General features: G+C 71.4%; 20 protein-coding genes. 10 read left to right on the top strand and 10 right to left on the bottom strand.

Annotated elements, in window-relative coordinates:
* The first annotated feature begins 81 nt into the window (after positions 1-81).
* On the top strand, positions 82-1332 hold the full coding sequence (locus AC5L3X_RS24825) for a Cmx/CmrA family chloramphenicol efflux MFS transporter (RefSeq protein ID WP_494859940.1): 1251 nt from the start codon (positions 82-84) through the stop codon (positions 1330-1332).
* Positions 1333-1346: 14 nt separating this feature from the next.
* Here the strand turns inward: AC5L3X_RS24825 and dapA are convergent, their stop codons facing one another.
* Complete coding sequence (dapA, locus tag AC5L3X_RS24820; protein ID WP_494859938.1) at positions 1347-2225, bottom strand: 4-hydroxy-tetrahydrodipicolinate synthase; 879 nt, start codon at positions 2223-2225, stop codon at positions 1347-1349.
* A 71-nt stretch (positions 2226-2296) separates the two neighbouring features.
* Here dapA and AC5L3X_RS24815 point away from each other — a divergent pair, with 71 nt between their 5' ends.
* A complete protein-coding gene (locus AC5L3X_RS24815) occupies positions 2297-3157 on the top strand; it encodes a LysR family transcriptional regulator (RefSeq protein ID WP_494859936.1) in 861 nt (286 codons plus the stop codon).
* Between the two features lie 323 nt (positions 3158-3480).
* Complete coding sequence (locus tag AC5L3X_RS24810; RefSeq protein ID WP_494859934.1) at positions 3481-4920, top strand: ATP-binding protein; 1440 nt, start codon at positions 3481-3483, stop codon at positions 4918-4920.
* A gap of 49 nt (positions 4921-4969) precedes the next feature.
* On the opposite strand, the gene AC5L3X_RS24805 is transcribed toward AC5L3X_RS24810, so the two are convergent.
* Both AC5L3X_RS24805 and AC5L3X_RS24800 read right to left on the bottom strand, forming a co-directional pair.
* Positions 4970-6403 (bottom strand): MFS transporter, encoded by a 1434-nt coding sequence (locus tag AC5L3X_RS24805; protein ID WP_494859932.1) that lies wholly within the window; start codon positions 6401-6403, stop codon positions 4970-4972.
* Between the two features lie 37 nt (positions 6404-6440).
* Positions 6441-7154 carry a class I SAM-dependent methyltransferase gene (locus AC5L3X_RS24800; RefSeq protein ID WP_494859930.1) on the bottom strand — a complete coding sequence of 238 codons (714 nt, stop codon included), beginning with the start codon at positions 7152-7154 and terminating at the stop codon, positions 6441-6443.
* Between the two features lie 128 nt (positions 7155-7282).
* Between AC5L3X_RS24800 and AC5L3X_RS24795 the strand changes: the two genes are divergently transcribed.
* Entirely contained in the window at positions 7283-8650 is a 1368-nt protein-coding gene (locus AC5L3X_RS24795; RefSeq protein ID WP_494859928.1) for an LCP family glycopolymer transferase, read from the top strand.
* A 6-nt stretch (positions 8651-8656) separates the two neighbouring features.
* Here AC5L3X_RS24795 and AC5L3X_RS24790 read toward each other — a convergent pair whose 3' ends face one another.
* A complete protein-coding gene (locus AC5L3X_RS24790; RefSeq protein WP_494859926.1) occupies positions 8657-9136 on the bottom strand; it encodes a tetratricopeptide repeat protein in 480 nt (159 codons plus the stop codon).
* A gap of 67 nt (positions 9137-9203) precedes the next feature.
* Here AC5L3X_RS24790 and AC5L3X_RS24785 point away from each other — a divergent pair, with 67 nt between their 5' ends.
* Positions 9204-10133, top strand: a complete 930-nt coding sequence (locus AC5L3X_RS24785) for an ATP-binding protein (RefSeq protein WP_189122585.1) — start codon at positions 9204-9206, stop codon at positions 10131-10133.
* Between the two features lie 86 nt (positions 10134-10219).
* Positions 10220-10606, top strand: coding sequence for an SCO5389 family protein (locus AC5L3X_RS24780; RefSeq protein ID WP_189122325.1), 387 nt, complete (start codon positions 10220-10222; stop codon positions 10604-10606).
* A 79-nt stretch (positions 10607-10685) separates the two neighbouring features.
* Here the strand turns inward: AC5L3X_RS24780 and AC5L3X_RS24775 are convergent, their stop codons facing one another.
* Genes AC5L3X_RS24775 through AC5L3X_RS24765 form a run of 3 tightly spaced genes read right to left on the bottom strand, consistent with a single transcriptional unit; the run spans position 10686 to position 13303 of the window.
* Positions 10686-11678 (bottom strand): LLM class flavin-dependent oxidoreductase, encoded by a 993-nt coding sequence (locus AC5L3X_RS24775; RefSeq protein ID WP_494859924.1) that lies wholly within the window; start codon positions 11676-11678, stop codon positions 10686-10688.
* Positions 11679-11681: 3 nt separating this feature from the next.
* Positions 11682-12353: a ribonuclease HII gene (gene rnhB / locus AC5L3X_RS24770; RefSeq protein WP_494859922.1), complete on the bottom strand. Its 672-nt coding sequence runs from the start codon at positions 12351-12353 to the stop codon at positions 11682-11684.
* 11 nt (positions 12354-12364) lie between these two features.
* Positions 12365-13303: a LysR family transcriptional regulator gene (locus tag AC5L3X_RS24765; RefSeq protein WP_189122328.1), complete on the bottom strand. Its 939-nt coding sequence runs from the start codon at positions 13301-13303 to the stop codon at positions 12365-12367.
* A 79-nt stretch (positions 13304-13382) separates the two neighbouring features.
* On the opposite strand from AC5L3X_RS24765, the gene AC5L3X_RS24760 reads away from it, so the two are divergent.
* The 3 genes from AC5L3X_RS24760 (at position 13383) to AC5L3X_RS24750 (ending at position 18855) form a co-directional block, all read left to right on the top strand.
* Positions 13383-14669: a pyridoxal phosphate-dependent aminotransferase gene (locus AC5L3X_RS24760; protein WP_494859964.1), complete on the top strand. Its 1287-nt coding sequence runs from the start codon at positions 13383-13385 to the stop codon at positions 14667-14669.
* A gap of 141 nt (positions 14670-14810) precedes the next feature.
* Positions 14811-15455, top strand: a complete 645-nt coding sequence (locus AC5L3X_RS24755) for a GNAT family N-acetyltransferase (protein WP_189122329.1) — start codon at positions 14811-14813, stop codon at positions 15453-15455.
* 433 nt (positions 15456-15888) lie between these two features.
* On the top strand, positions 15889-18855 hold the full coding sequence (locus AC5L3X_RS24750; RefSeq protein WP_494859919.1) for an AfsR/SARP family transcriptional regulator: 2967 nt from the start codon (positions 15889-15891) through the stop codon (positions 18853-18855).
* A 334-nt stretch (positions 18856-19189) separates the two neighbouring features.
* Here AC5L3X_RS24750 and AC5L3X_RS24745 read toward each other — a convergent pair whose 3' ends face one another.
* The gene (locus AC5L3X_RS24745; RefSeq protein WP_494859917.1) at positions 19190-20587 is read right to left on the bottom strand and encodes a DUF7059 domain-containing protein; all 1398 of its coding nucleotides are present in this window, start codon (positions 20585-20587) and stop codon (positions 19190-19192) included.
* Between the two features lie 154 nt (positions 20588-20741).
* Between AC5L3X_RS24745 and AC5L3X_RS24740 the strand changes: the two genes are divergently transcribed.
* Positions 20742-21044, top strand: a complete 303-nt coding sequence (locus tag AC5L3X_RS24740) for a hypothetical protein (RefSeq protein WP_494859915.1) — start codon at positions 20742-20744, stop codon at positions 21042-21044.
* Here the strand turns inward: AC5L3X_RS24740 and AC5L3X_RS24735 are convergent.
* Both AC5L3X_RS24735 and AC5L3X_RS24730 read right to left on the bottom strand, forming a co-directional pair.
* A complete protein-coding gene (locus tag AC5L3X_RS24735; RefSeq protein ID WP_189122333.1) occupies positions 21019-21993 on the bottom strand; it encodes an NAD(P)-dependent oxidoreductase in 975 nt (324 codons plus the stop codon). The genes AC5L3X_RS24740 and AC5L3X_RS24735 overlap by 26 nt on opposite strands.
* A gap of 34 nt (positions 21994-22027) precedes the next feature.
* A complete protein-coding gene (locus AC5L3X_RS24730; RefSeq protein WP_189122334.1) occupies positions 22028-22627 on the bottom strand; it encodes a TetR/AcrR family transcriptional regulator in 600 nt (199 codons plus the stop codon).
* Between the last annotated feature and the right edge of the window lie 2 nt (positions 22628-22629).

The raw sequence follows: 22629 nt of genomic DNA, 5'->3' as shown, positions 1-22629 counted from the left end.
CCGGGTGCTCGCTTGGTCCCGGGGCTCGCTCGGCCCAGCTTTCGCTTCGGGTTCCGGTGCTCGCTTGGCCCCGGTGCTCGCTTGGCGACAGGTCGAGGCCCCGGCGCGCGGATGTCCCTGCCCGCGTACCTCAGCGCTGGAGTCGACCCCTTGCCCCTGTTCGTCTATGTCCTCAGCCTTGCCGTTTTCGCGCAGGGCACCTCCGAGTTCATGCTGGCCGGGCTCGTCCCCGGCATCGCGCACGACCTGTCCGTGTCGGTGGGAGCCGCCGCGAGCCTGACCTCCGCGTACGCCGTCGGGATGATCGCCGGAGCGCCGGTCATGGCCGCCGTGAGCGCCCGCTGGCCACGTCGCCGAGCGTTGGCGGGTTTCCTGGCCGCGTTCGTCGTCGTGCACGTGATCGGCGCGGTCACGGCGAGCTTCCCGGTGCTGTTCGGCACCCGCATCGTCGCCGCGATCGTCAACGCCGGTTTCCTCGCGGTCGCGATGTCCGTAGCGACGGCGCTGACACCGCCGGCGAAGCACGCCCGAGCCACCGCGACCCTGCTGGCCGGGGTGACGCTGTCGTGCGTCGCCGGCGTGCCCGCGGGCGCGGCGCTCGGCGACTGGTCCGGCTGGCGGTCGGCGTTCTGGGCGGTCGCCGCGCTGTGCCTGCCCGCGCTGGCGCTCGTCTTCCGGTCGGCGCCCGCCGCCGCGGCCCGTCATCACGACGTCTCGATCAGGCAGGAGGCGGGAGAACTACGGTCGGGTCCCGTACGCCTGGCACTGACACTCGCGGCCCTGGTCAACGGGGCGACCTTCGCGACGTTCGCCTACCTCGCCGTCATCGCGACGTCCGTCACCCAGCTGCCCGGCGGCGCGATTCCCGGGCTGCTCGCCGCGTTCGGCGTGGGCGCGTTCATCGGGGTCACCACGGCCGGTCGGATCGGCGACGGACGACTGCGGCGTGGTCTGGTCATCACGCTGTGCGTCCTGCCCGCCGGATGGGCGGTGCTGGCCGCGACCAGCACCCACCCGGTCCCGTTGTTCATCGTGACGGTCATCCAGGGCGGGTTGTCGTTCGGCATCGGATCGATGCTCGTCCATCGCGTCATGTTCGTCGCGTCCCGCGCCCCATCACTGAGCGGGTCGTTCGCCACGGTCGCGCTGAACGCGGGCGCTTTCCTGGGACCGCTGCTCGCCGGGATCGCCACGGAGACGACGCGTGACTACCGGCACGCCGCGTGGGTCAGCGCCGCCCTGGCCGCCACGGCGGCCGTCGTCCTCGTCGTCTCTCGCACCCGAGCCGCGCACGCGGAATCGAACACCGGCCGCTCCAAGCGGGTGTCATGAGCCTGCCACGGGGATCACAGGCCTGAATGTGCCGCCACCAGGTCGGCCTGTGACACGGCCCGCTCGCTCGCGGGCAGCAGCGGCAGCCGCACGTCCGGGGTCGGGATCAGCCCCCGGGCGTGCAGCACGCCCTTGATCACGGTCGGGTTCGGCTCGGCGAACAGCGCCGTCGACACCCTGGCCAGCCGGTGTCCCAGCTCCCGGGCCCGGACCACGTCGCCCGCCTGCCAGGCGTCGACCAGTTCGGCGAACCGGCCGGTGAACAGATGCGCCGAGGCCAGGATCCCGCCGGAGGCGCCCAGCGCGAGCAGCGGCGAGATGAACGCGTCGTCCCCGCCCAGCACCGCCAGCCCCTCGGGCAGGTCGCCCAGCAGGTCGACCGCGTCCTGGTCGATCCCGCCCGTCGCGTACTTCACCCCGGCGATCATCGGATGCCCGCCGAGATGACGCAGCGTGGCCGCGCTCACGGCCTGCCCGGTCCGGTAGGGAATGTGATAGATCACCAGCGGCACCGGCGTCTCTTCAGCCAGCGCCTCGAAGTGCGCGACCACCCCCCGCTCCGACGGCCGCAGGAAGTACGGCACCGTCACCAGCGCGGCGGCGACCCCCGGCGGCAGGGCCTTGAGCGATTCGGCCGTCGAACGCGTGTCGTTGCCCGTGAGCCCCACGGTCAGCGGCACCCCACGCTCTCCGCAGATCCGCGTGCACACCTCGATCACCCGCGCCCGCTCGTCCGGCGTCAGTGCCGCGACCTCCCCGGTGGTGCCGAGCGCGACCAGCCCGGAGGCGCCCTCGTCGAGCACGCGCCCGGCCAGCTTCTCGATCGCGTCGAACGCGACCTCGCCGGTGACGTCGAACGGAGTGATCAGGGGTACGTGGATTCCTCTCAGCATGCTCCGAGCCTGACGCGGGAGCACCCGTTAGGTCCAGCGCGGATTTCTTCGGTCGAGCTTAAGCTGGGCTGATGCTCGACCCTCGCAAGCTCCACCTGCTCCGCGAACTCGCCCGGCGCGGCACGATCGCCGCCGTCGCCGAGGCCGCGAGGTTCACGCCGTCCGCGGTGTCACAGCAGCTCAGCGCCCTGGAGCGGGAGGCTGGGGTGCCGCTGCTGGAACGTACCGGCCGCACCGTCGCGCTGACGCCCGCCGGTCACCTGCTGGTCGAGCACGCCCAGGCCGTGCTCGAACAGCTCGAACGCGCCTCGGCCGCGCTCGCCGCGGTGCGCGGCGGCCCGTCGGGGCCGCTGCGGATCGGCGCGTTCCCCACGGCGGCCCGCGTCCTGCTGCCCCCTGCCCTCTCCGCCCTGTCCAGCGCGCATCCGGCCCTGGAGCCGATGGTCTCGGAGATCGATCCGGCCGACGTCTCCGCCGCGCTCCGGGCGGGCGAGCTGGACGTCGCCCTCGTGCATGAGTACGACTTCGTCCCTCCGGTGACCGACCTGTCCATGGAGACCGAGCCCTTGTTCAGCGAGCCCATGTACTTGACCGACCGCCCCTCGCTCGCCGCCGCCCGCGACGACCCGTGGATCACCAACAAGCCCGGCACGCTCTGCCACACCATGGCCATCCGGGCCTGTCAGGCGGCCGGCTTCGAGCCTCGCGTCCGCCACCACGTCGACGACTTCGACACCGTGCTCGCCTTCGCCGCCGCCGGCCAGGGCGTCGCCCTCGTGCCCCGCCTGGCCGCCCTCTCTCCGCCACCCGGCGTCACCCTCACCGAGCTGCCGCTGAGCCGCCGCACCCTGGCGGCCTTCCGCCGAGGGTACGGCGACCACCCGGCGGTCAGAGCGGCCATCGCCGCCTTCGAAACCGCGCTCACCCCCTGACCATCGGCCCCGTCACGCCTCCAGCCGCCACAGCGCCGCCGGCGGAAGCGCCTTCGAACCCTCGGAAGTCATCCCTTCGCACCGTCGCCGGTCGATCATGTTTCAGACATTACGCCGGCTCACATGGGGTGTGTCGTCCGTCTGCCGGCCCATCTGTGGTCAGTCTGCCGGAGGTCACGTGGTCAATCTGCCGCCGATGCGGTGGGCACTCTGCCAAGAACGCGGACCGAGCAAGCATCCTCCGCTCCATCGGCGGGAGCTAAGTCGAATCAATCTAAGTAAGATGATGTCTTACTTAGATGCCGTCTTACATTGGAGCCGGGATGGTGGCCGCATTCACAGGTCGCGTACGCGATCTCCGCATGCTGGACGAGCAGCTACGGCAGGTGGTGTCCGGCACGTTCACGACCCGCGGGCGGGCATTGATCATGACCGGGCGACGCAGGGTCGGAAAGTCGCGCCTGGTTCAGGAGTTCTGCGACCGTTCGGGTGTTCCGTATGTCATCTTCCAGGCCTCACGCGGCCGTGCCGCCGCGGCCGAGCGGCGTGACCTCATCGAGGCGGCCGTGTGCGCCGGGCTTCCCCAAGCCGATCTCGTACGTGACGTCGCCCCCCAGGACTGGAATCACGCGCTGAGGTCGCTGGCCACGGCGGTGGGAGACGCGCCATGCGTGGTCGTCCTGGACGAGATCCCCTGGCTGGTCGAGCAGGACCACGAGTTCGAGGGCGCCCTCCAGACCGTCTGGGACAGATTCCTGTCCGTCAAGCCGATCCTGGTGATCCTCGTCGGCAGCGATCTCACCATGATGGAAGCCCTGCAGCAGTACGGGCGACCGTTCTTCGGGCGGGCGGCGAACATGACCATCCGGCCGCTGAACCTCGCCGAGGTGGCCGACATGACTCGATCGTCGGCGGCTGACGCCATCGACGCCCTCCTGCTCACCGGTGGAATCCCCGAGATCGTCCGATCGTGGGAGCCCGGGATGTCCCGTCTCGACTTCCTGCGGCGGAGCCTTGACTCCCCCCTGTCCCCCCTTCTGGCCTCGGGAGAGCTGTCGCTGCTCGGTGAGTTCCCCCTCGGCGCGCACACCCGCACAGTGCTGGAGGCCGTGGGCACGGGCGAGCGCACGTTCGCCAACATCGCCGCCCGGTCGGGGGGCGGCACCCCGCTTCCCTCCGGCACCCTCGCCCCGATCCTCGCCAACCTGGCCGCGAAGCGGGTCGTCGCCACCGACCTCCCGCTCTCGACGGCGTCCGACACCAAGAACAAGCGCTACCGGATAGCCGATCCCTACCTTCGCTTCTGGCTGGCCTTCCTGCGGCGCGCGCTCGCCGACAGCGAACGCGGACGCCCGGATCTGGCACTGCGCCGCATCGAGCGTTCCTGGAGCGCCTGGCGCGGACGTGCGGTCGAACCGATCGTCCGGGAGTCGCTGGCCAGGGCTCTACCCGACGACAGCTGGCCGGACACCGAGGAGATCGGCGGCTGGTGGAACCGGCAGAACAATCCGGAGATCGATCTCGTCGGCGCCGACCGCGGCCCGGTGGCGAAGCACGTGCACTTCATCGGGTCGATCAAGTGGCTCGACGACCGGGTGTTCAACCGGCACGACTACGACGAACTGGTGAGAGGGGCGGGCTCCGTGCCCGGCACGACTCCGGACACGCCGCAGATCGCCGTCTCCAAAGCAGGGTTCCAGTCCGGCCTGCCCCTCGACCAGCAGTGGGGGCCGGAGGACCTGCTCGCCGCGTGGCAACCCTGACGCCGGTCGACCGCGGGGCTCGACGCCGGGCACGACCCCGTCGAGCACCTTATGCGGGCCGTTCGGCCGTGGAGAGGGGGGCGGCGATCTCCTCCAGGCCCTTGCGTTCGGCCCTGACGCCGAGGAAGAGCTCGACCAGCCCGGCCGCGATCATGAGCAGGGCGCCGATCGAGAACGCCAGCGCCGTGTCGGCGGGCACGCCGGTCGAGACCAGTTCGGAGAAGATCAGCGGCCCGGCGATGCCGCCCGCCGCGGTGCCGATCGCGAAGAAGAACGCGATGGCCATCGCCCGCGTCTCCATCGGGAAGATCTCGCTGACGGTCAGGTAGGCGGAGCTGGCCCCCGCCGAGGCGACGAAGAGCACCGCGCACCAGCAGGCGGTCAGCGTGACGGCGGTGAGCATGCCCTGGCTGAACAGCCAGGCCGTGCCGAGCAGCAGCACCCCTGAGCCGATGTAGGTGGCCGAGATCATCGGCACCCTGCCGACCGTGTCGAACAGCGGCCCGAGCAGCAGCGGGCCGAGGAAGTTGCCGATGGCGATGACCGCGAAGTAGTAGCCGGTGTAGGTGTCGATGTTGAAGAACGTCGACAGGATCTGGGCGTAGCCGAAGGTGATCGCGTTGTAGAGGAACGCCTGCCCGATGAAGAGCGACAGGCCGAGGATCGTGCGCTTGGGGTAGAGCGCGACCATCGTGTGCGCGATGCGGATGAAGCCGATCGACTTGCGCTGGTGGATGGTCATCGAGGCGCGCGGCTCCGGCAGGTCGCCGTCGATCTGCTTCTCGATGCCGCTGACGATCTCCTCGGCCTCGTCGTCCCGCCCGTGGATGAACAGCCAGCGTGGACTTTCCGGCACGTGCCGCCGGACGAGCAGGATGGCCAGGCCCAGCACCACGCCCAGGCCGAAGGCGACGCGCCAGCCGATGTTGATCGGCAGGTCGTTCAGCAGCGGGACGGTCAGCAGCGCGCCGCCCGCCGCGCCGAGCCAGTAGCTGCCGTTGATCAGGATGTCGATCCGGCCGCGGTGCCGGCTGGGGATCAGCTCGTCGATGGCCGAGTTGATGGCCGCGTACTCGCCGCCGATGCCGAACCCGGTGAGGAACCTGAACAGGAAGAACCACCACACGCTGAACGACAGCGCGGTCATCAGCGTGGCGACGAGGTAGACGACGAGCGTGATGATGAACAGCTTCTTGCGGCCGAACCTGTCGGTCAGCCAGCCGAAGAACAGCGCCCCCGAGCACGCTCCGGCGACGTAGAGCGCCGCGGCCATGCCCGCGACCTGCGCCTGCGTGATGTCCAGGCCGCTGCCCGGCTTGGCGAGCTGGGCCGACAGGTTGCCGACGATGGTGACTTCGAGCCCGTCGAGGATCCAGACGGTGCCGAGCCCGATGACGATCATCCAGTGCCAGCGTGACCACGGTAGCCGGTCCAGCCGCGCCGGCACCTTCGTGGTGACGGTGCCGGTCTCCACGTCGCTCATGGGAGCAACCCGATACCCGGAGCGCGGCGGGCAAACGTCAGGCGGGCTTACGAGCCTCCAGCATCCAGGTCCTGAACCAGGGGCCGCCGTACCAGTAGCGCCGGCCGAGATCCCGTCTGCGCACGTCGACCACGCCGAGCGCGCGCAGCGTGTCCTCGTACGCGGGCGTGTGCTGGAAGTCGGCGATCAGCATCAGGCCACCCGGCCGCAGCACGCGGTGCGCCTCCCGCACGGCCCGCTCGCGCCCCTGGGCGTCGGAGATGTTGTGCAGGGCCAGGGCCGACACCACCACGTCGAACGACTCGTCCGCGAAGACCAGCTCGCGCATGTCGCCGGTGAACAGCTCGACCGAGACGCCCTCGGCCTCGGCGTTGGCCTTGGTGACGCTCTCGTCGTTGCCCGACTGGTCGGCCGATCGCCACAGGTCGACGCCGGTGGCCCGGCCCTCGGGCAGCCGTTCGGCGGCGAGCGTCAGCACCGCGCCGCGCCCGCAGCCGAGGTCGAGCAGCCGCTCGTCGCCCCGGAGCCGGTCGAGCTCGGCCGCCCACACGAGGAACTTGCCGCGCCGCGTCGTGTAGAGGTAGCTCGCCGCGCTGGCCGCCGTATAGAGCGCGCCCAGCAGGAACGCCACCCCGGCGGCCGGAACGTCGAAGACGAACGAGGCGACGCTCAGCGCGAGCAGCATGACGGCGCCGAAGACCAGACCTGCCAGTGCCCAGGGCGCGTCGAATCCGTAGCTTCCTCGTCTCACGTTCACGTTATATCTCAATCATCGCTTGGCCGGGAATTGGCGGGACACTTCCCTTTCGTCACCCATATCCACCGGAACCCGTGCCTAGCCTGACTGTGATCCGCGTGAATTCGGGGAGTTGACCAGGCATGACAGGCAGGGAACACAATTTCGGCCCCCTCGCCGGCATCGCGCTGACCGTGGGCTCGGCCCTCCTGTGGGGCGTGGCCCATCTGGCCACGGAGCGCCGCCGGACCGGTCTCGCGCTCATGGCGGCGTACGTGCTGGTGCTGGCGGTCACGATCACCGCCGTCACCGGGTTCGGGCCCAAGCTGCTGTCGCTGGCCGTGCAACCGGTCTGGCTCACCGTCCTCACGATCACGCTGGCCCTCATCGCGCTCGCCTGGTCCGTGGTGATCATCTGGTCGTTCGTCCTCGTACGCCCTCCGCGCGGTGACACCGTGGGCCGCGTGCTGAGCACGGTGGTGGCCGGCGCCCTCTGCGCGCTCATCCTGGCCCCGGCCGCCTACGCCGCCCGGCTCGCCTACCTGTCGCGCGAGGTGGTCACCACCCTGTTCGCGGGCAACAGCGCCTCCCCGATCCTGGCGCAGGACCCGTGGAACGGCGCCCAGCGGATCAACTTCCTGCTCATCGGCGCCGACGCCGCCCCGAACCGGCCCGGAGTGCGTACGGACAGCATGACCGTGGCGAGCGTGGACACCGCGACCGGCGCCACCACCCTGTTCGGCCTGCCGCGCAACCTGGAGGAGGTGCGGATGCCGGAGGGCCCCGCCAGGCACCGCTTCCCCTACGGTTTCACCGGCGAGGGCCCGGGCACGCCCGGCCTGCTCAACGAGGTCTTCCAGTACGCCGAGGACCACCCGGAGATGGTGCCGGGCGTACGGAAGGGGCATCGCGGCCCGAACCTTCTCAAGCGCACGATCAGCGACATCCTCGGCATCCCAGTGGACTACTACGCGATGGTCGACATGCACGGCTTCGCGGAGATCATCGACGCGATGGGCGGCGTCAAGGTCACCATCAAGGAGCCCATCGTGTACGGCAAGTACCGCGAGGGACTGCTGGCCGCCGGCACCCGCAGGCTGTCCGGCGAGGAGGCGCTCTGGTACGGCCGTTCGCGCACCGACAGCGACGACTACGTGCGCATGGGGCGGCAGAAGTGCCTGCTCAACGCCGTGGCCAAGCAGGCCGACCCGATCACCGTGCTCAACAGCTTCGAGGAGTTGGCCTCGGCCACCAAGCGGGCCATCGCCACCGACCTTCCGCAGGCCCTGCTGCCGCCGCTGATCGAGCTGGCGGCCGAGGTGAAGGACACGCGGATCAGGAGCGTGAGCTTCGTGCCGCCGCTGATCAGCACGGCCGACCCCGACTGGCGCCTGATCAGGAACACGGTCACCGAGGCGCTCGCCAGGCGGGCCGGCCACCAGCCGGGCGCGCAGACCCGCCAGAACAGGGGCCCCTCCTCCCCCATCGCCCTCGACGCGACCTGCGCCTGAGGCCGCTCAGACCGTCTCGTCCAGGTGGTCGGCGTAGTATTCGACGGCCCGTCGGTAGCCGCCGACCTGCTCCGTGCCGGCCAGCAGCTTGAGCAGCGTGCCGACCGCCTCGCGGGCCTGCCCGGAGTTGTAGAGGGCCATGGCGCGGAACACCCGCAGCGCCGGATCGTCCGGAAACTCCGTCAGGCCCCGGTCGAAGACCTCCAGCGCCTCGCCGTAGCGCCCGAGCACCCGCAGCGTGCTGCCGAACCCGGTGAAGGCGCCGAGCCGGTGTTCGGCGGCCGGCCCCTCTCCGGCCAGGGCGCGCTGGTAGAACGGCACGGCCTCGGCCTCCAGACCGAGCGCGTCGTGCACCCACGCCGTCTGGTAGGCCACCTCGGGGTCGTCCGGACGCCGCCGGGACAGCTCCAGCAGCAGCTCGCGGGCCGCCTCGTGGTCGCCCTCCTCGCGCAGTCGTACGGCCTGTGCCAATTCTCCGTCCGCCATGTGGCCAGTGTGGCATGATGGGCCACCGACAGAATGACAACCGTTTTCATAATCATGGAGCGTGGACGTGAGGGTGGCGTTCGTCGGCAAGGGCGGCAGCGGCAAGACCACGATGTCGGCCCTGTTCACCAGATACGTGACGAGCCAGGGCGCGCCGGTGGTCGCCATCGACGCCGACATCAACCAGCATCTCGCCCTGGTGCTCGGCGTCGACCCGCCGCCCGAGCCGCTGGGCGCGCACCTGACCGAGATCAAGGACCACCTGCGCGGCGACAACCCACGCATCCCGTCGGCCGACGCCATGGTCAAGACGACCCCGCCCGGCCGCGGCTCGCGGCTGCTCTCCTTCGACGACCTGGCGGGCGGCGAGTTCGCGGTCACCACGCCCGAGGGCGCCCGGCTCATGGCCACCGGCCCGTTCGCCGAGGAGGACCTGGGGGTGGCCTGCTACCACTCCAAGGTGGGCGCGGTGGAGTTGCTGCTCAACCATCTCGTCGACGGCCCCGGCGAGTACGTCGTGGTCGACATGACCGCGGGGGCCGACTCCTTCGCCTCCGGCCTGTTCACCCGCTTCGACCTGACCTTCCTGGTCGCCGAGCCCACCCGGCAGGGAGTGAGCGTCTACCGGCAGTATCACGACTACGCCGCCGACTTCGAGGTGCGGCTCGCGGTGGTCGGCAACAAGGTGCACGGCCCGTCCGACGTCGAGTTCCTGCGCTCCCAGGTGGGCGACGACCTGCTGACCTGGATGGAGCACTCCGCGGGGGTGCGGGCCATGGAGCAGGGCCGGCCGTTCGCGCTCGACGACCTCGAGCCCGCCAACACCGACGCGCTGGCCATGCTGCTCAAGCAGGTGGACGCGCAGGAGAAGGACTGGCTCAGGTTCGGCCACCAGACCGAGGAGTTCCACCTGCGCAACGCCCGCGCGTGGGCCAACGCCAGGGCCGGGTTCGACCTCGCCGACCAGATCGACTCCGAGTTCGTCTACGGCCCCTGACCACACGACTGTCCCCCTCCGGCCATCTGGAGCGTTACGCCGACCCCACATAGCGTCAGGTTGATCCCCTTTTGAGAGGAGACAGCATGTCGCTGACCGTTCCGAACGATCTGCTCGACCAGGCGAGAGCCGGTGAGATCGACGACGCGGCGTTCGTCGCCTGCGTCCGCGACTCCCTGCCCTACGCGTGGTCGGTGATCAGCGAGCTGGTCCAGCAACGCGATCAGTCCGGCGCCGAGTTCGCCGACAACCACGTCCCGCCACCGTCGGAGGAGGCTCGCGGCCAGCTCCTGCGCTGCCTGGCCAGTGACGCGATGCGCGGCGCCCTGGAAAACCACTTCGGGGTACGGCTGGCCTTCCAGAACTGCCATCGGGTCGCGGTCTTCGACCCGGCGGCGACCAAGGCCCTGCGCGAGTTCGTCACCCCGAGGGCCCAGATCCTCAACCAGAAGCCGGAGCTGGTCGACTGCTGACCAGGGGTGCGGGCGGGACCTGGTTCAGCACCCGCACCGCTGATCGGTGGTGCGGATGGCGAGCCCGGTCCTGCCCGGTTCACCGCCGTTCGCGCAGCACCTCGGGCAGCACCTCGGCGCCCAGCCGGCGGATGTTCGCCAGGGTGCGCCGGTGGTCGCCGAGCCCTTCGACCATGAGGACGAGGTGTTCGATCCCGGTCGCCTCGGCGGTGCGCAGGATCGTCTGCACGCACCGATCCGCCGACCCGACCGGATGGACCCGGGTCAAAAAGTCCACATATTCACCGACATCGCGGGGTGCCCTGGCCCGGCCGTCCACCGTCACGTAGCCCGCCAGTCCGGGCTCCAGCCAGCGCGGCATCGCCTCCTTCAGCTCCCGCACGGCCTGCCGGGTGGAGTCGGCCACGTGCCCGACCACCGCCGCCAGGTGCCCGGTCTCGCGCTCTCCCCGGCGGGCCTCGTACGCGGCCACGGCGGCGGCCTTCTCCCGGTCGTCGACGTGCATCCCCAGCAGCATCGGCAGTCCGCGGTCGGCGGCCAACTCCAGGGTCGACGCCGACGTGCACGCCACGACCGGCCGCATCCGGGCCGAGGGCACCATCGGCACCTCGCGGAACCGGAAGAACTCCCCGTCCGCCGACACCCGATCACCCGCCAAGGCCCGCACCAGCACGTCCAGCGACTCCCCGAAACCCCGCTCGAACCGCTCCAGACCGGTGCCGAACACCTCCAGGTCCACCCACGGCCCGCCCCTGCCCACGCCCAGCGCGAACCTGCCGCCCGACAGGTGGTGCAGCATGGCCGCCTCCTCGGCCAGCGCCACCGGGTGCCGCGTGGACAGCACGCTCACCGCCGTGCCCAGGCCGATGCGCGTCGTCCGGCCGATCGCCACGGCGGCCAGCGTGGTCGCCGACGGGCAGACGCCGTAGCTCATGAAATGGTGCTCGGCGATCCACGCGTCGTGGAACCCGGCCTCCTCGGCCGCCACGACGAGCTCGACGGCGTCGGCCAGCACCCGCTCGGGCCGCTGCCCGGGAAACTGCGCCACGACGAGGAAGATCCCGATGCGCATGACTCAGCCGAACAGGCTGACCTGGCCCTCGCTCACCGCCGGATCGCGGTGGCGCTTGAGATGCCGCCAGCGCGGCAGGTCGTCGAGGTAGGACCAGGACATCCGGTGGTGCTCGGTGGGCCCGAGCCGGGCCAGCGCCTCCTGGTGCGTCGGCGACGGGTAGCCGGCGTTGTCCGCGAAGCCGTAGTCGGGGCAGTCGATCGTCGCCATGTAGGCGTCGCGACGCACCTTGGCCAGCACCGACGCGGCCGCCACCGAGATGCTCGCGGCGTCTCCCCTGACCTCCAGGCGGACCGGCCAGGGCGCGCCGATGTAGTCGTGGCCGCCGTCGAGGATCACCGCGCCGGGCCGGACGGGCAGCGCGTCGAGCGCCCGGCGGGCGGCCCGGCGCAGGGCCGCGGTCATGCCCAGCGCGTCGATCTCCGCGTGCGTGGACTCGCCGTAGCCGATGCCGGCGGCCCACGCCTCGATCTCGACGGCGAGCGTCTCGCGGCGGGCGGCCGTCAACTGCTTGGAGTCGGTCAGGCCGGCCGGCGGGGGCGACAGGTCGGTGACGACCGCGCAGACCGTCACCGGGCCCGCCCAGGCGCCGCGGCCCACCTCGTCGACGCCCGCCACCAGACGGGCACTGGACCGGGACAGCAGAAGGTGCTCGATGTCGTAGGACGGCGCCATAGCCGCAGACGCTACCGCTCCGCGAGACGTACCGGATCCAGATCGGCGGCGATGAGGCGGGCGGCCACGTGGATGGCCCGCAGGGTCACCGACACCGAGGGGCGGTGCACGCTGGAGGCGCGGGCGACGGCGTGCACCTCGCGCCCCACCGGGTCGCCCGGGAACTGCCGCACGGCCAGGCCGCGCACCCCGGCCCCGAGCGCCAGCGCGGGCACGGCGGCGATGCCGATGCCCTTGGCCACCAGCGACAGGATCGTGCCCAGGCCCTCGAACTCCCAGGGCGTCGGCTTGGTGCCGCCCACGTCCACGAACAGCCGGTCGACCGCCAGCCGGGACGGCTCTCCGTCGGGCGTGGCCATCCACGGCTCGTCGCGCAGCTCCCGCAGGTCGAGCGGCACCTCGGGGTCGGCCAGCCGGTGCTTGCGCGGCACCACCAGCACGAGCGGGTCGCGCAGCAACGGGAACACCCGCACGCTCTCGTTGCCGCGGCCGGCCCGGCCGTACCAGTCGTCCACGAGCGCGATGTCGACCTCGCCCGACTGCACCTCGCGCAGGCCGCGCCCGGACCTGCTCTGGCGCATCCGCAACGTCAGCTGGGTGTGGCGGCGCAGTGAGCGGGCGAGCGCGGGCGCGAAGGCGACGGCGGCCGTGGCGAAGGCGGTCAGCACCACCCGGCCGCTGGGGGTGCCCGCGTGCGCCGAGAGGTCCGACTCGGCCTCCTCGACCATGGACAGAATGCGCTCGGCGTGCACCACGAGGCGGCGGCCCGCGTCGGTGAGCTCGGCGCTGCGCGCGGTCCGGTCGATGAGCGCGGTGCCGGTCTCACGTTCGAGGGCCACGAGTTGCTGGGACACGGCGGAGGGGCTGTAGCCGAGCGACTCGGCTGTGGCGGCGATGCTGCCGCGACGTGCGAACTCGCAGATCAACGCCAACCGTCGCAATTCGAGCATCGGACTTCCTTATGCCTACCCACAACAAGGGTCGCTTGTGCTGATGCCTTCATCAAACCACCCTGGGAACGTGACAAACATGACGGTGACGCTGTCCGCCACGCTGGCGGCGAACGAGGAGATCGACCGACGCCGGCGCGCCGGGGAGCAGGTCCTGCATCTGGCCTTCGGTGAGGCAGGACTTCCCGTCCACCCGGCGCTGCGCGAAAGGCTGGTCGCCGCCTCCGGCCGCAACGGCTACGGCCCCGTCGCGGGCGCCACCGACCTCCGCTCGGCGGCCGCGGGCTACTGGACCCGGCGCGGGCTGCCCACCGACCCCGAGCTCGTGGTCTGCGGGCCCGGCAGCAAGTCCCTCCTGTACGGCCTGCTCCTGGCGATCGGCGGCGACATCGTGCTGCCGATGCCCAGCTGGGTCAGCTACGCCGCGCAGGCCGACCTCATCGGCGCCCGCCCGATCCTGGTCCCCGCGCCCGCGGGTGAGGGCGGCGTGCCCGACCCCGACCTGGTGACCTCGTCGGTGCTCCACGCGCGGGCCCAGGGCCGGACCGTCAGCTCGCTGCTCGTGACGCTGCCCGACAACCCGACCGGACGGCTCGCGACCCCCGAGACCGTCGGCCGCCTGGTGCGGGTCGCCCGCGAGCTCGACCTGATCATCATCTCGGACGAGATCTACCGCGACCTGCTGCACGACCCCGACCTGCCCTACGCCTCGCCGGCCGAGCTGGCGCCCGAGCGCACGGTCATCACCACCGGCCTGAGCAAGAGCCTGGCCCTGGGCGGCTGGCGCATCGGGGTGGCCCGGCTGCCCGACGGCGCGTACGAGCTGCGCAGGAGCCTGCTCGCGGTCGCCAGCGAGATCTGGTCGGCCCCGGCCGCTCCGGTGCAGGAGGCCGCCACCTACGCCTTCACCGACCCGCCCGAGCTGCTCGGCCGCATCGCGCAGAGCCGCCGGCTGCACGGCGCGGTGGCGCGGGCGGTGCACGAGAGGTTCGCCGAGATCGGCGCCTCGGCACCGGCTCCGCAGGGCGGCTTCTACCTCTACCCCGACCTGGGCCACCTGCGCCTGGGCGGCTCGGCCGACGTCGCCCGGACACTGCTCGACGAGCACGGCATCGGCGTGCTGCCCGGTCAGGCGTTCGGTGACGACCCGGCCGCCGCACGGGTGCGGGTCGCGGTCAGCCTCCTCTACGGCGAGACGACGGCCCAGCGCCTGGCCGCCCTGCACAGCCCCGACCCGCTCCGGCTGCCGTGGATCGCGGCCAGTCTCGACCACCTTTCGACCGGTCTGAAAGGGCTGTCCGCGGTCCGCCGCACGGCCCCCCGTGAACGGCGTCCGGCGCTCGTGCCGACCGCGTGTCACGGCTAGCCGAAATCTTTCCCGGCGGGCCGCTCCCGGGCCTCGAAATCATGAGCCTGACCTGGGCGAACACCCACCTCTCCGGGCGACGCGAAAGTTGCCCGGCGGCGCCTGGTCACACCATGCCCGAGCAGCCCTCATCATGTGCTCATGCCCGCTCTTGTCACCTTGTCCGGGCGCCTCGTGCGCCTGGAACCTCTCAGCCACGCGGCGGTCGACGAGCTCGTCGCCGCGGCGAGTGAAGACCGCTCCGCGTATGCCTTCACTCGGGTCCCGGATGGCCGGGACGAGATGGTCTCCTACGTGGAGGCCGCCCTGGCTGAGCAGGCGGAGGGCCGCACGATGCCCTTCGCCATCCGGTGGCTGAACACCGACCGCGTGGTCGGTGCCACCCGTCTCATGCACCTGGAGTACTGGCAGGGTCCCCTGCCCTGGCCTCCTGGTACGCGGGGCGCGGTGGGCGAGGTCCCGTCCGTGGCCGACATCGGTTACACCTGGCTGGGCGCGTCCGCCCAGGGCACGGGTGTCAACCGGGAGAGCAAGTTCCTGCTGCTCTCGCACGCCTTCGAGACGTGGAACGTCCACCGCATCACCCTGAAGGCTGACGTCCGCAACAGCCGATCCCGGGCCGCCATCGACGCCCTCGGCGCACACTTCGACGGGGTGCGACGAGCGGATAGCCGGGGCGCCGACGACACGGTCCGAGATACGGCGTACTACTCGATTCTTCACTCCGAATGGCCCACGGTCCGAGAACGGCTGTCACTCCGGCTCGGCCTGGTCCCGGCCGCGTAGGAACCGGGCCGCATAGGAAAAAACGTCCACCGAAGGCCCCGCCCGCATACCCAGGGCGGGGCCTGCTCTTCCGGGCCCGATATGAGAGGGGCATGACCGCCCCCGTGTCCTGGGGCCATGCCTTTTATTGACCCCAGCTTGCGACCGAACGGTCAACAGACAATCAACGGCAGATAAACGCCCGGATCGGCGGGTCAGGGCTCGTTCAACCGCACCACGCCGGAGGTGCCCTCACCGAGATGGTCCTCGGGGTTGAGGAGCGCACACTCTAGGGACAGGCAGTCGTCGCGCGTGGGAGTGCGTGCGACGGGCGTAAGGTTCGCGAGAAGTCCTCCGGCCTGCAGCGGCCCGATCACCTACGCGGTGCCTGTCTGTTCCGTGAGGATGGATCTATGCTTTGGTAACAAATCGTTCCATTGCCTTGGAGTACGGCATGGCTGGTCAGGACATCGAAGGCGGACTGCGCTTCGCCGTGCTCGGTCCTGTGCGCGCGTGGCGTGATGACCAGGAGCTGGACCTGGGCACCCCGTTGCAGCGTTCCATTCTCGGCATGCTGCTGATGCGCGAGGGCCGCGCGGTCACCCCCTCGGAGATGATCGACGCCGTCTGGGGCGAGGAGGCCCCGCCGAGGGCCCTGGGTGCGCTCCGCACCTACGTCTCCAGGCTGCGCACCGTGCTCGAGCCCGACCGCCCCGCCCGCTCCCGGCCCGAGCTGCTGACCTCCGTCGGCCGGGGCTACGCGCTGCGGCTGCCCGACGGGTCGCTCGACCTGACCCGCTTCGAACGCCGTGTCGCCGAGGCCGAGGCGTCCCGCAAGTCCGGCCGGCTCACCGACGCCGCCAGGGCGCTGCGCGCCGCGGTCAGCCTGTTCGAGGGCGAGCCGCTGGCCGGGGCCGTCGGCCCCTACGCCGAGCACCAGCGCGACCGGCTGGCCGAGCGCCGGATCAACGTGATCGAGACGCTCATGGACGTCGACCTGGAGCTGGGCGATCACGCGTCCGTCGTGTCGGAGCTGATCGCGCTGACCGCCGAGCACCCCTTGCGCGAACGGCTGCGCGCCCAGCTCATGCTCGCCTACTACCGGTGCGGCCGGCAGGGCGACGCGCTCAACGTCTTCACCGAGACGCGCGTGGCGCTGATCGACGAATTGGGCATCGAGCCCGGCACCGAGCTGACCCAGCTCCACCACCGCATCCTGGCCGCCGACCCGACCTTGGCCCTGGCCGAGCACCATGAGCAGCCCGAAGAGGAGGAGGAGCCGGCGCCGGAGCTGCCCAGGCCGGCGCAGCTCCCCGCCGCCGTGAACGACTTCACCGGGCGCAGGGAGATCGTCGGGCGGCTGCGCACGCTGCTGTCGGCGCAGGCGTCCAGCGAGGGCGTGCCGGTGGCCGCGATCTGCGGCATAGGCGGCGTGGGCAAGACCACGCTGGCCGTACACGTGGCCCACGCCACCGCTGACCTGTTCCCCGATGGCCAGCTCTACGTCGACCTGCGCGGCAACACCGGCGAGGCCGCCGCGCCCGAGTCGGCCCTGGGGGCGTTCCTGCGCGCCCTCGGCATCCCCGCCGACGTCATCCCCGAGAGGCCGGCCGAGCGGTCCGCGCTGTACCGGTCGATCCTGGCCGACCGGCGCATCCTCGTGCTGCTCGACAACGCCCGCGACGCCGAGCAGGTCAGCCCGCTGCTGCCCGGCTCGCCCGGCTGCGCGGCGATCGTCACCAGCCGGGTCAAGCTGGCCGACCTGCCGTCGGCGCGGCTGATCGACCTCGACGTGATGGAGCCGGACGAGGCGCTGTCGCTGTTCGCCGCGGTGGCCGGGCCCGAGCGGGTGGCGGCCGAGCACGGCGCGGCCATGGACGTGGTGGCCGCCTGCGGGTTCCTGCCGCTGGCCGTACGGATCGTGGCGGCCAGGCTGGCCGCGCGGCCCTCGTGGACGGTCGCCTCCCTGGTGTCCAGGCTGACCGACGAGCAGCGCCGCCTCGACGAGCTGCGGGTGGGCAATCTGGCCGTCGAGGCCACCTTCGCCCTCGGCTACGGCCAGCTCGAAGCCGCCCAGGCCCGCGCGTTCCGGCTGCTGTCGCTGCCCAGCGGGCCCGACATCTCGCTGGGCGCGGCGGCGGCGGTGCTGGCGATGCCCCCGCTGGAGACCGAGGACCTGCTGGAGTCGCTGGTCGACGCCAGCCTGCTGGAGGCGCCCGCGCCGGGTCGCTACCGCTTCCACGACCTGATCAGGCTGTTCGCCCGGCGGATTCTGGACAAGACCGAGCGGCCGCAGGCCCGGACGATGGCGCTGCGCCGGTTGCTCGGCTTCTACCTGGCCTCGGCCCAGTCGGCGCACCGGCTGGCTTACGAGGGAAGCATGATCGCCGACAATCTGGTGGTGGTCGGCAGCGGGCGTGAGTTCGGCACGGTCCAGGAAGCCGTCGCGTGGCTGATCGCCGAGGGCGACTCGCTGTTCGCCGCGATCAACCAGGCCGCCGGCTCCTCCCGTACGTCCGAGCAGTTGTTGCCCGCCGGCGACCTGCTGGTGGCGATGGAGCCGCTGCTGGAGGCGGGCACGCACACCCGTGAGTTCGGCCACGGCACCCGCGCCGTGCTGGCCTCCGCGCAGCGCATCGACGACCAGGGCAGCGAGCTGCGCGCCCGCTACGTCCTCGGCAGGGTGCTGTTCGCGGGCAACCGGCTGGCCGAGGCCGAGGCGCAGTTCAGGATCGTGCACGAGCTGTCGGTGGCCCGCGAGGAGAAGGTCGTCACCGGCGAGGTGATGAACGCGCTGGCCGTCGTCGTCGGCCGGCAGCGCCGGCACACCGAGGCGTTGTCGTGGTTCGAGTCGGCCACGGGGTTCTACCGGGCGAACGGCGTGCCCGCCGGAGAGGCCCTCGTGCTCAGCTACTCCGCCCGCGACCACCTCGGCCTCGGGCGGTCCGAGGACGCGATCGCCGCCGCCGAGAAGGGGCTGGCCATCTTCACCGAGATCGGCAGCGGAGCCGGCACCGCCCGCGCCCGCTATCACCTCGGCATCGTGCTGTCGCGGGTCGGCCGCCTCACCGAGGCGGTCCACCACCACGCCGAGTGCCTGGCCTTCTTCCGGGCCAGCAAGCAGCGGGTGTGGGAGCAACGGGTCTGTTCGCGCCTCGCGGAGACGTTCATCGCCGCCGAGCGCCACACCGACGCCGTACGGCACGCCGAGGAGGCGTTGGTCGTGTCCAGGGAGATCGGTCATCCGTACGGCGAGGCGCTCTCGCTGACGGTGCTGGGCGAGGCGCTCAAGGGGCTCGGCGACACCGGGCGGAGCACCGACTGTCTACGGCAGGCCTTCAAGATCTTCACCAGGCTCGGCGCCCCCGAGGCCGGGGACCTCAAGGTCCTCCTCGACGGCGCTCAGGTCGTCGAGTCCTGAGTACAGCTCGTCGTCCAGACGTGTCATCCACACATGGTTGATCAAGGCTGTCCTTTGGAAGTCACGAAGCCCCCGTGACCGGTGGTTCCCGAGGATGTTCGGCCCGGCCGGCCGTCCTGACCGGCACGCGTCGCTAGGGGGCCCGGTTGTCCGGATGCTCCGCGTGCCGGCTAGCCGCCTCACAAGAGACGGCCGACCGGACCAGACACGGACCTCGAACCCCCCGGGTCCGTGTCGTGGTCAGAGCATCCCCCTGGCGGGTCAACGTCCGATCAACAGCCGATTGCCGCGCGTGTCAGAGCGCATCAGGGCGCATCAGTATGCGTCACGCGCGTCAGAGCAGGAAGTAGCCCTCGGCGATCAGCGGGCGGATGGCGTCGGCATGCGGCATCTCGCCGTTTCCGACCAGCTCGGCTATCACGTTGAGCAGCGGGCCCAGCGCCAGCTCGCCGTCGCACACGCCGGCCAGCGCGGCCTCCACCGTGCCGACCTCCCTCATCCGGCGCAGGCCCGTGGTCTGGCGTAGCACGATCCGCATCGGGTCCTCGGCGCCCGGCAGGCCGATCCGCTCGTCGAGCAGCCCGTCTGCCGTGCGCAGCAACGCGGACGGCAGGTCCGTGGCGCGGTGCGCGGACGCGATGGCGTCGAGCACGTCGTCGACGTAGTCGCCCACCGGGAGGGTGACCTGGTGGGTGAGCTGCTCGACGCGGACCACCGGGTCGAGCGTGCCGGAGTTGCGCAGCGTGATCCAGCCGAAGCCGACGCCCTCGACCTTGCGCTCCTCGAACCACGACAGCCAGCGGTCGTAGTGCTCGGTGTAGCCGGGGGTGCCCTGCTCTGCGGCGTCTCGGAGCCACAGCTCGACGTACTCGGCCGGGTCCTGCACGTCGCGCTGCACCACCCAGGCGTCACAGCCGGTGTCGGACAGCCAGCCGCCGACGCGCTCGCGCCAGTCCTCGGCCTCGACGTGCAGCCAGTTGGCCAGGAAGTGGGCCTGACCGCCGGGGTTGAGGTGGCGGGGCGTCCGTCGTACGAGATCGCGGCAGAAGGCGTCGCCCTCGCGGCCGGCTTCGCGATAGGTCAGCTCCCCGCCGGGGGAGACGACGAACGGAGGGTTGGAGACGACCAGGTCGAACAGCTCGTCCTCGACCGGATCGAACATCGACCCCACCCGCGCGTCGACGCCCGAGACGCCGGACAGGGCCCAGCTCAGCCGGGCCAGCTCGACGGCCCGGGGGTTGACGTCCGTGGCCACGATCTCGCCCGCCCGCCCCGCCAGGCCGAGCACCTGAACGCCGCAGCCGGTGCCGAGGTCGAGCGCCCGGCCGACCGGCCGGCGGCTGACCAGCTGGGCCAGGTTGGCCGAGGCGCCGCCCGCGCCCACGACATGGTCGGCGCGCAGGGCCGGGTCACCGGGCCGCACCTTGCGGTCGGAGACCAGGTAGCCACCCGTCTCCCAGGGCTGCAGGTGCACCTCGGCCCTGACCCGCTCACCCTCGCCGACGACCAGGCCCGACTCCAGCACCGCCGGCGGCAGATGCCCGGCGGGAACGGGAACGCCGAGCCACCAGAGCCGGATCATCGTGGCCAGCGGATCGCCGTCGGCCGTGGCGCGCAGGGCCGGGACGAGCTCCTCGCGGGCCAGGGCGGAGGCCGCCATCCGGCCCAGCCGGTCGCGGACGCCGTCGATCGTGTAGCCGGTCTCCAGTAGGTGGTCGCGCAGTCGTTCCACGGGTCCATCCTTTCACCGCAGAGCGCCACACTTGATCCAATACTTACAGTGTTCATACTGTTACCGAAATACCCAAGTGTTCTGCAAGCGCCGGACAAGCGGGGCGCGATATCTCTAGGGAAGCCCACCCCCGTTCGCAAGAGGAGCGGAACCCATGCTCATCCCGTGCCTGGCCTGCGAGTCCCGATTCGTGCCGGACGAGTATTTCCGCGCCTGTTCCGACTACAACCGCGGCCTGGACCTGGTGTCGTGGACCTGCCCCCACTGCGGCAACCGTGACGACCTCCGCGTGCTGCCCGGCGAGCTCGGCTTCGGCTATCCCTACCGCGGGCGGTTCGCCGTGTACGACAGGCTGCGCGTGCCGGGGCTCAGCCGGAAGCGTGGTGACCTGCGGCTCGACATCTCGCTCGACGCGGGCCGCTGGCGGGTGCCTACGCGGATCCGGCAATGCGTGTGACCGGGCCGCAGGCGTACGCGGGCCGCTCGCCGCGCAGCAGCCGCGCGATGTCCTCCACGATCGCCTCCGCCCGCTCCTCCTGACTCTCCCCGGTGGCCTCTCCGAGGCGGGGGGTGAGCACGACGTTGGACAGCCGGGTGAGCGGATGCGTGGGGTCGAGCCACTCGCCCTCGAAGTGGTCGAGCCCGGCTCCGCCCAGTTGTCCCCAGCGCAGCGCCTCGACCAGCGCGGTCAGGTCGTGCAGCCCGCCGCGCGAGGTGTTGAGGTAGATGGCGCCGGGCCGCATCGCGGCGAACTCGACGCCGCCGAAGAAGCCCCTGGTCTCGCTGGTCATCGGCACGTGCAGCGAGACGACGTCGGCCTCGGCCAGCAGGGCGGGCAGGGTGTGGGTGGCCTCCGCGACGTAGGGGTCGCAGGCGATGACCCGCATGCCGAGACCCTCGCAGCGCCACCGCATGGCCCTGCCGACCCGGCCGAGGCCCACGACGCCGAACGTCCTGCCGCTGAGCCGCCGGCCGCGATGCCGCTGCGCCGGTGGCACCCGCCCGCGGTAGACGCGGCCCCGGCGTACCTCCCGGTCGGCTGTGACGATGTTGCGGACGACCGCGAACATGAGCGCGACCGTCAGCTCGGCGACCGCCTCGGAGTCGCGGTCGGTGGCCGACAGGACGGTCACCCCGTGTTCGGTGGCGAGCGCCAGATCGACGCCGGCCGGCCCGCCGATGGTGGCCACCACGTCGAGCGGTAGTGAGAGCACCGAGGTGCGCACCTCGTCGCCGTCGGTGATGATCACGGTCGCGCCGGTCGCGATGACCAGGTCGGCGAGTTGCTCGTCGGTGAAGCCGAGGCTCGGTCGTGCTGGAACCTCGGCAAGGTCGGCGACCTCGCCCAGGCGGGCGAGGGCACTTTCCGGCAGAGCGGGCAGCACCAGCGCCCGAGGTCGTTTCACATCCGCGACGATAACACCACAGAGTGTGGCGGGATCATTGCTCCCCGCGCTGGCGGAGGCTCTGCCATGCCGCCTCTCCCAGCCCCTTGATCTCCTCGTCGGTGGGGGTGTAGGCCCCGGCGAACCAGAGCCGGCACATCTCCTGGGCGGGGCCGAGCCACAGGACGTAGCACATCGTGGGCTGCACGGGCCGGAGCAGGCCCGCCTTCATCCGCGGCATCCACCAGTCGGACACGTGGCGGAAGAACGCGCGGCGGCCCTCGGCCACCTCGGCGCCCCCGGGCTCGTTCTTGCGCGGCGGACGTTCGCTGATCAGCAGCCTGGCCCGCTCGGGATGCTCGCGTGCCCACCGCATGTGGAAGGCGACGACCGCCTCGATGCCGTCGCGCGCGCTCTCGTGCTGGACCAGCTCGGCGAGGAAGGCGGCCTGGTAGGCGTTGAGGATCTCGGTGTAGAGCACGCCGAAGACGTGTTCTTTGCTCGCGAAGTGGTGGTAGAAGCTGCCGACGCTGACGCCGCTCTCCTCGCGAAGGCTGGCCAGCGTGGTGGCCGACACCCCGTCCTGGCTGAATCGGCGGAGCGCGCCCTCAATGATGCGGGTACGCCCGTCGCGTCCGTTCTTGACACTCTTCACGA

The sequence above is a fragment of the Nonomuraea sp. CX421 genome, assembly GCF_059358955.1.
Note: the sequence above shows the minus strand (reverse complement) of the source record. Positions and strands in the feature narration are given on the sequence as shown.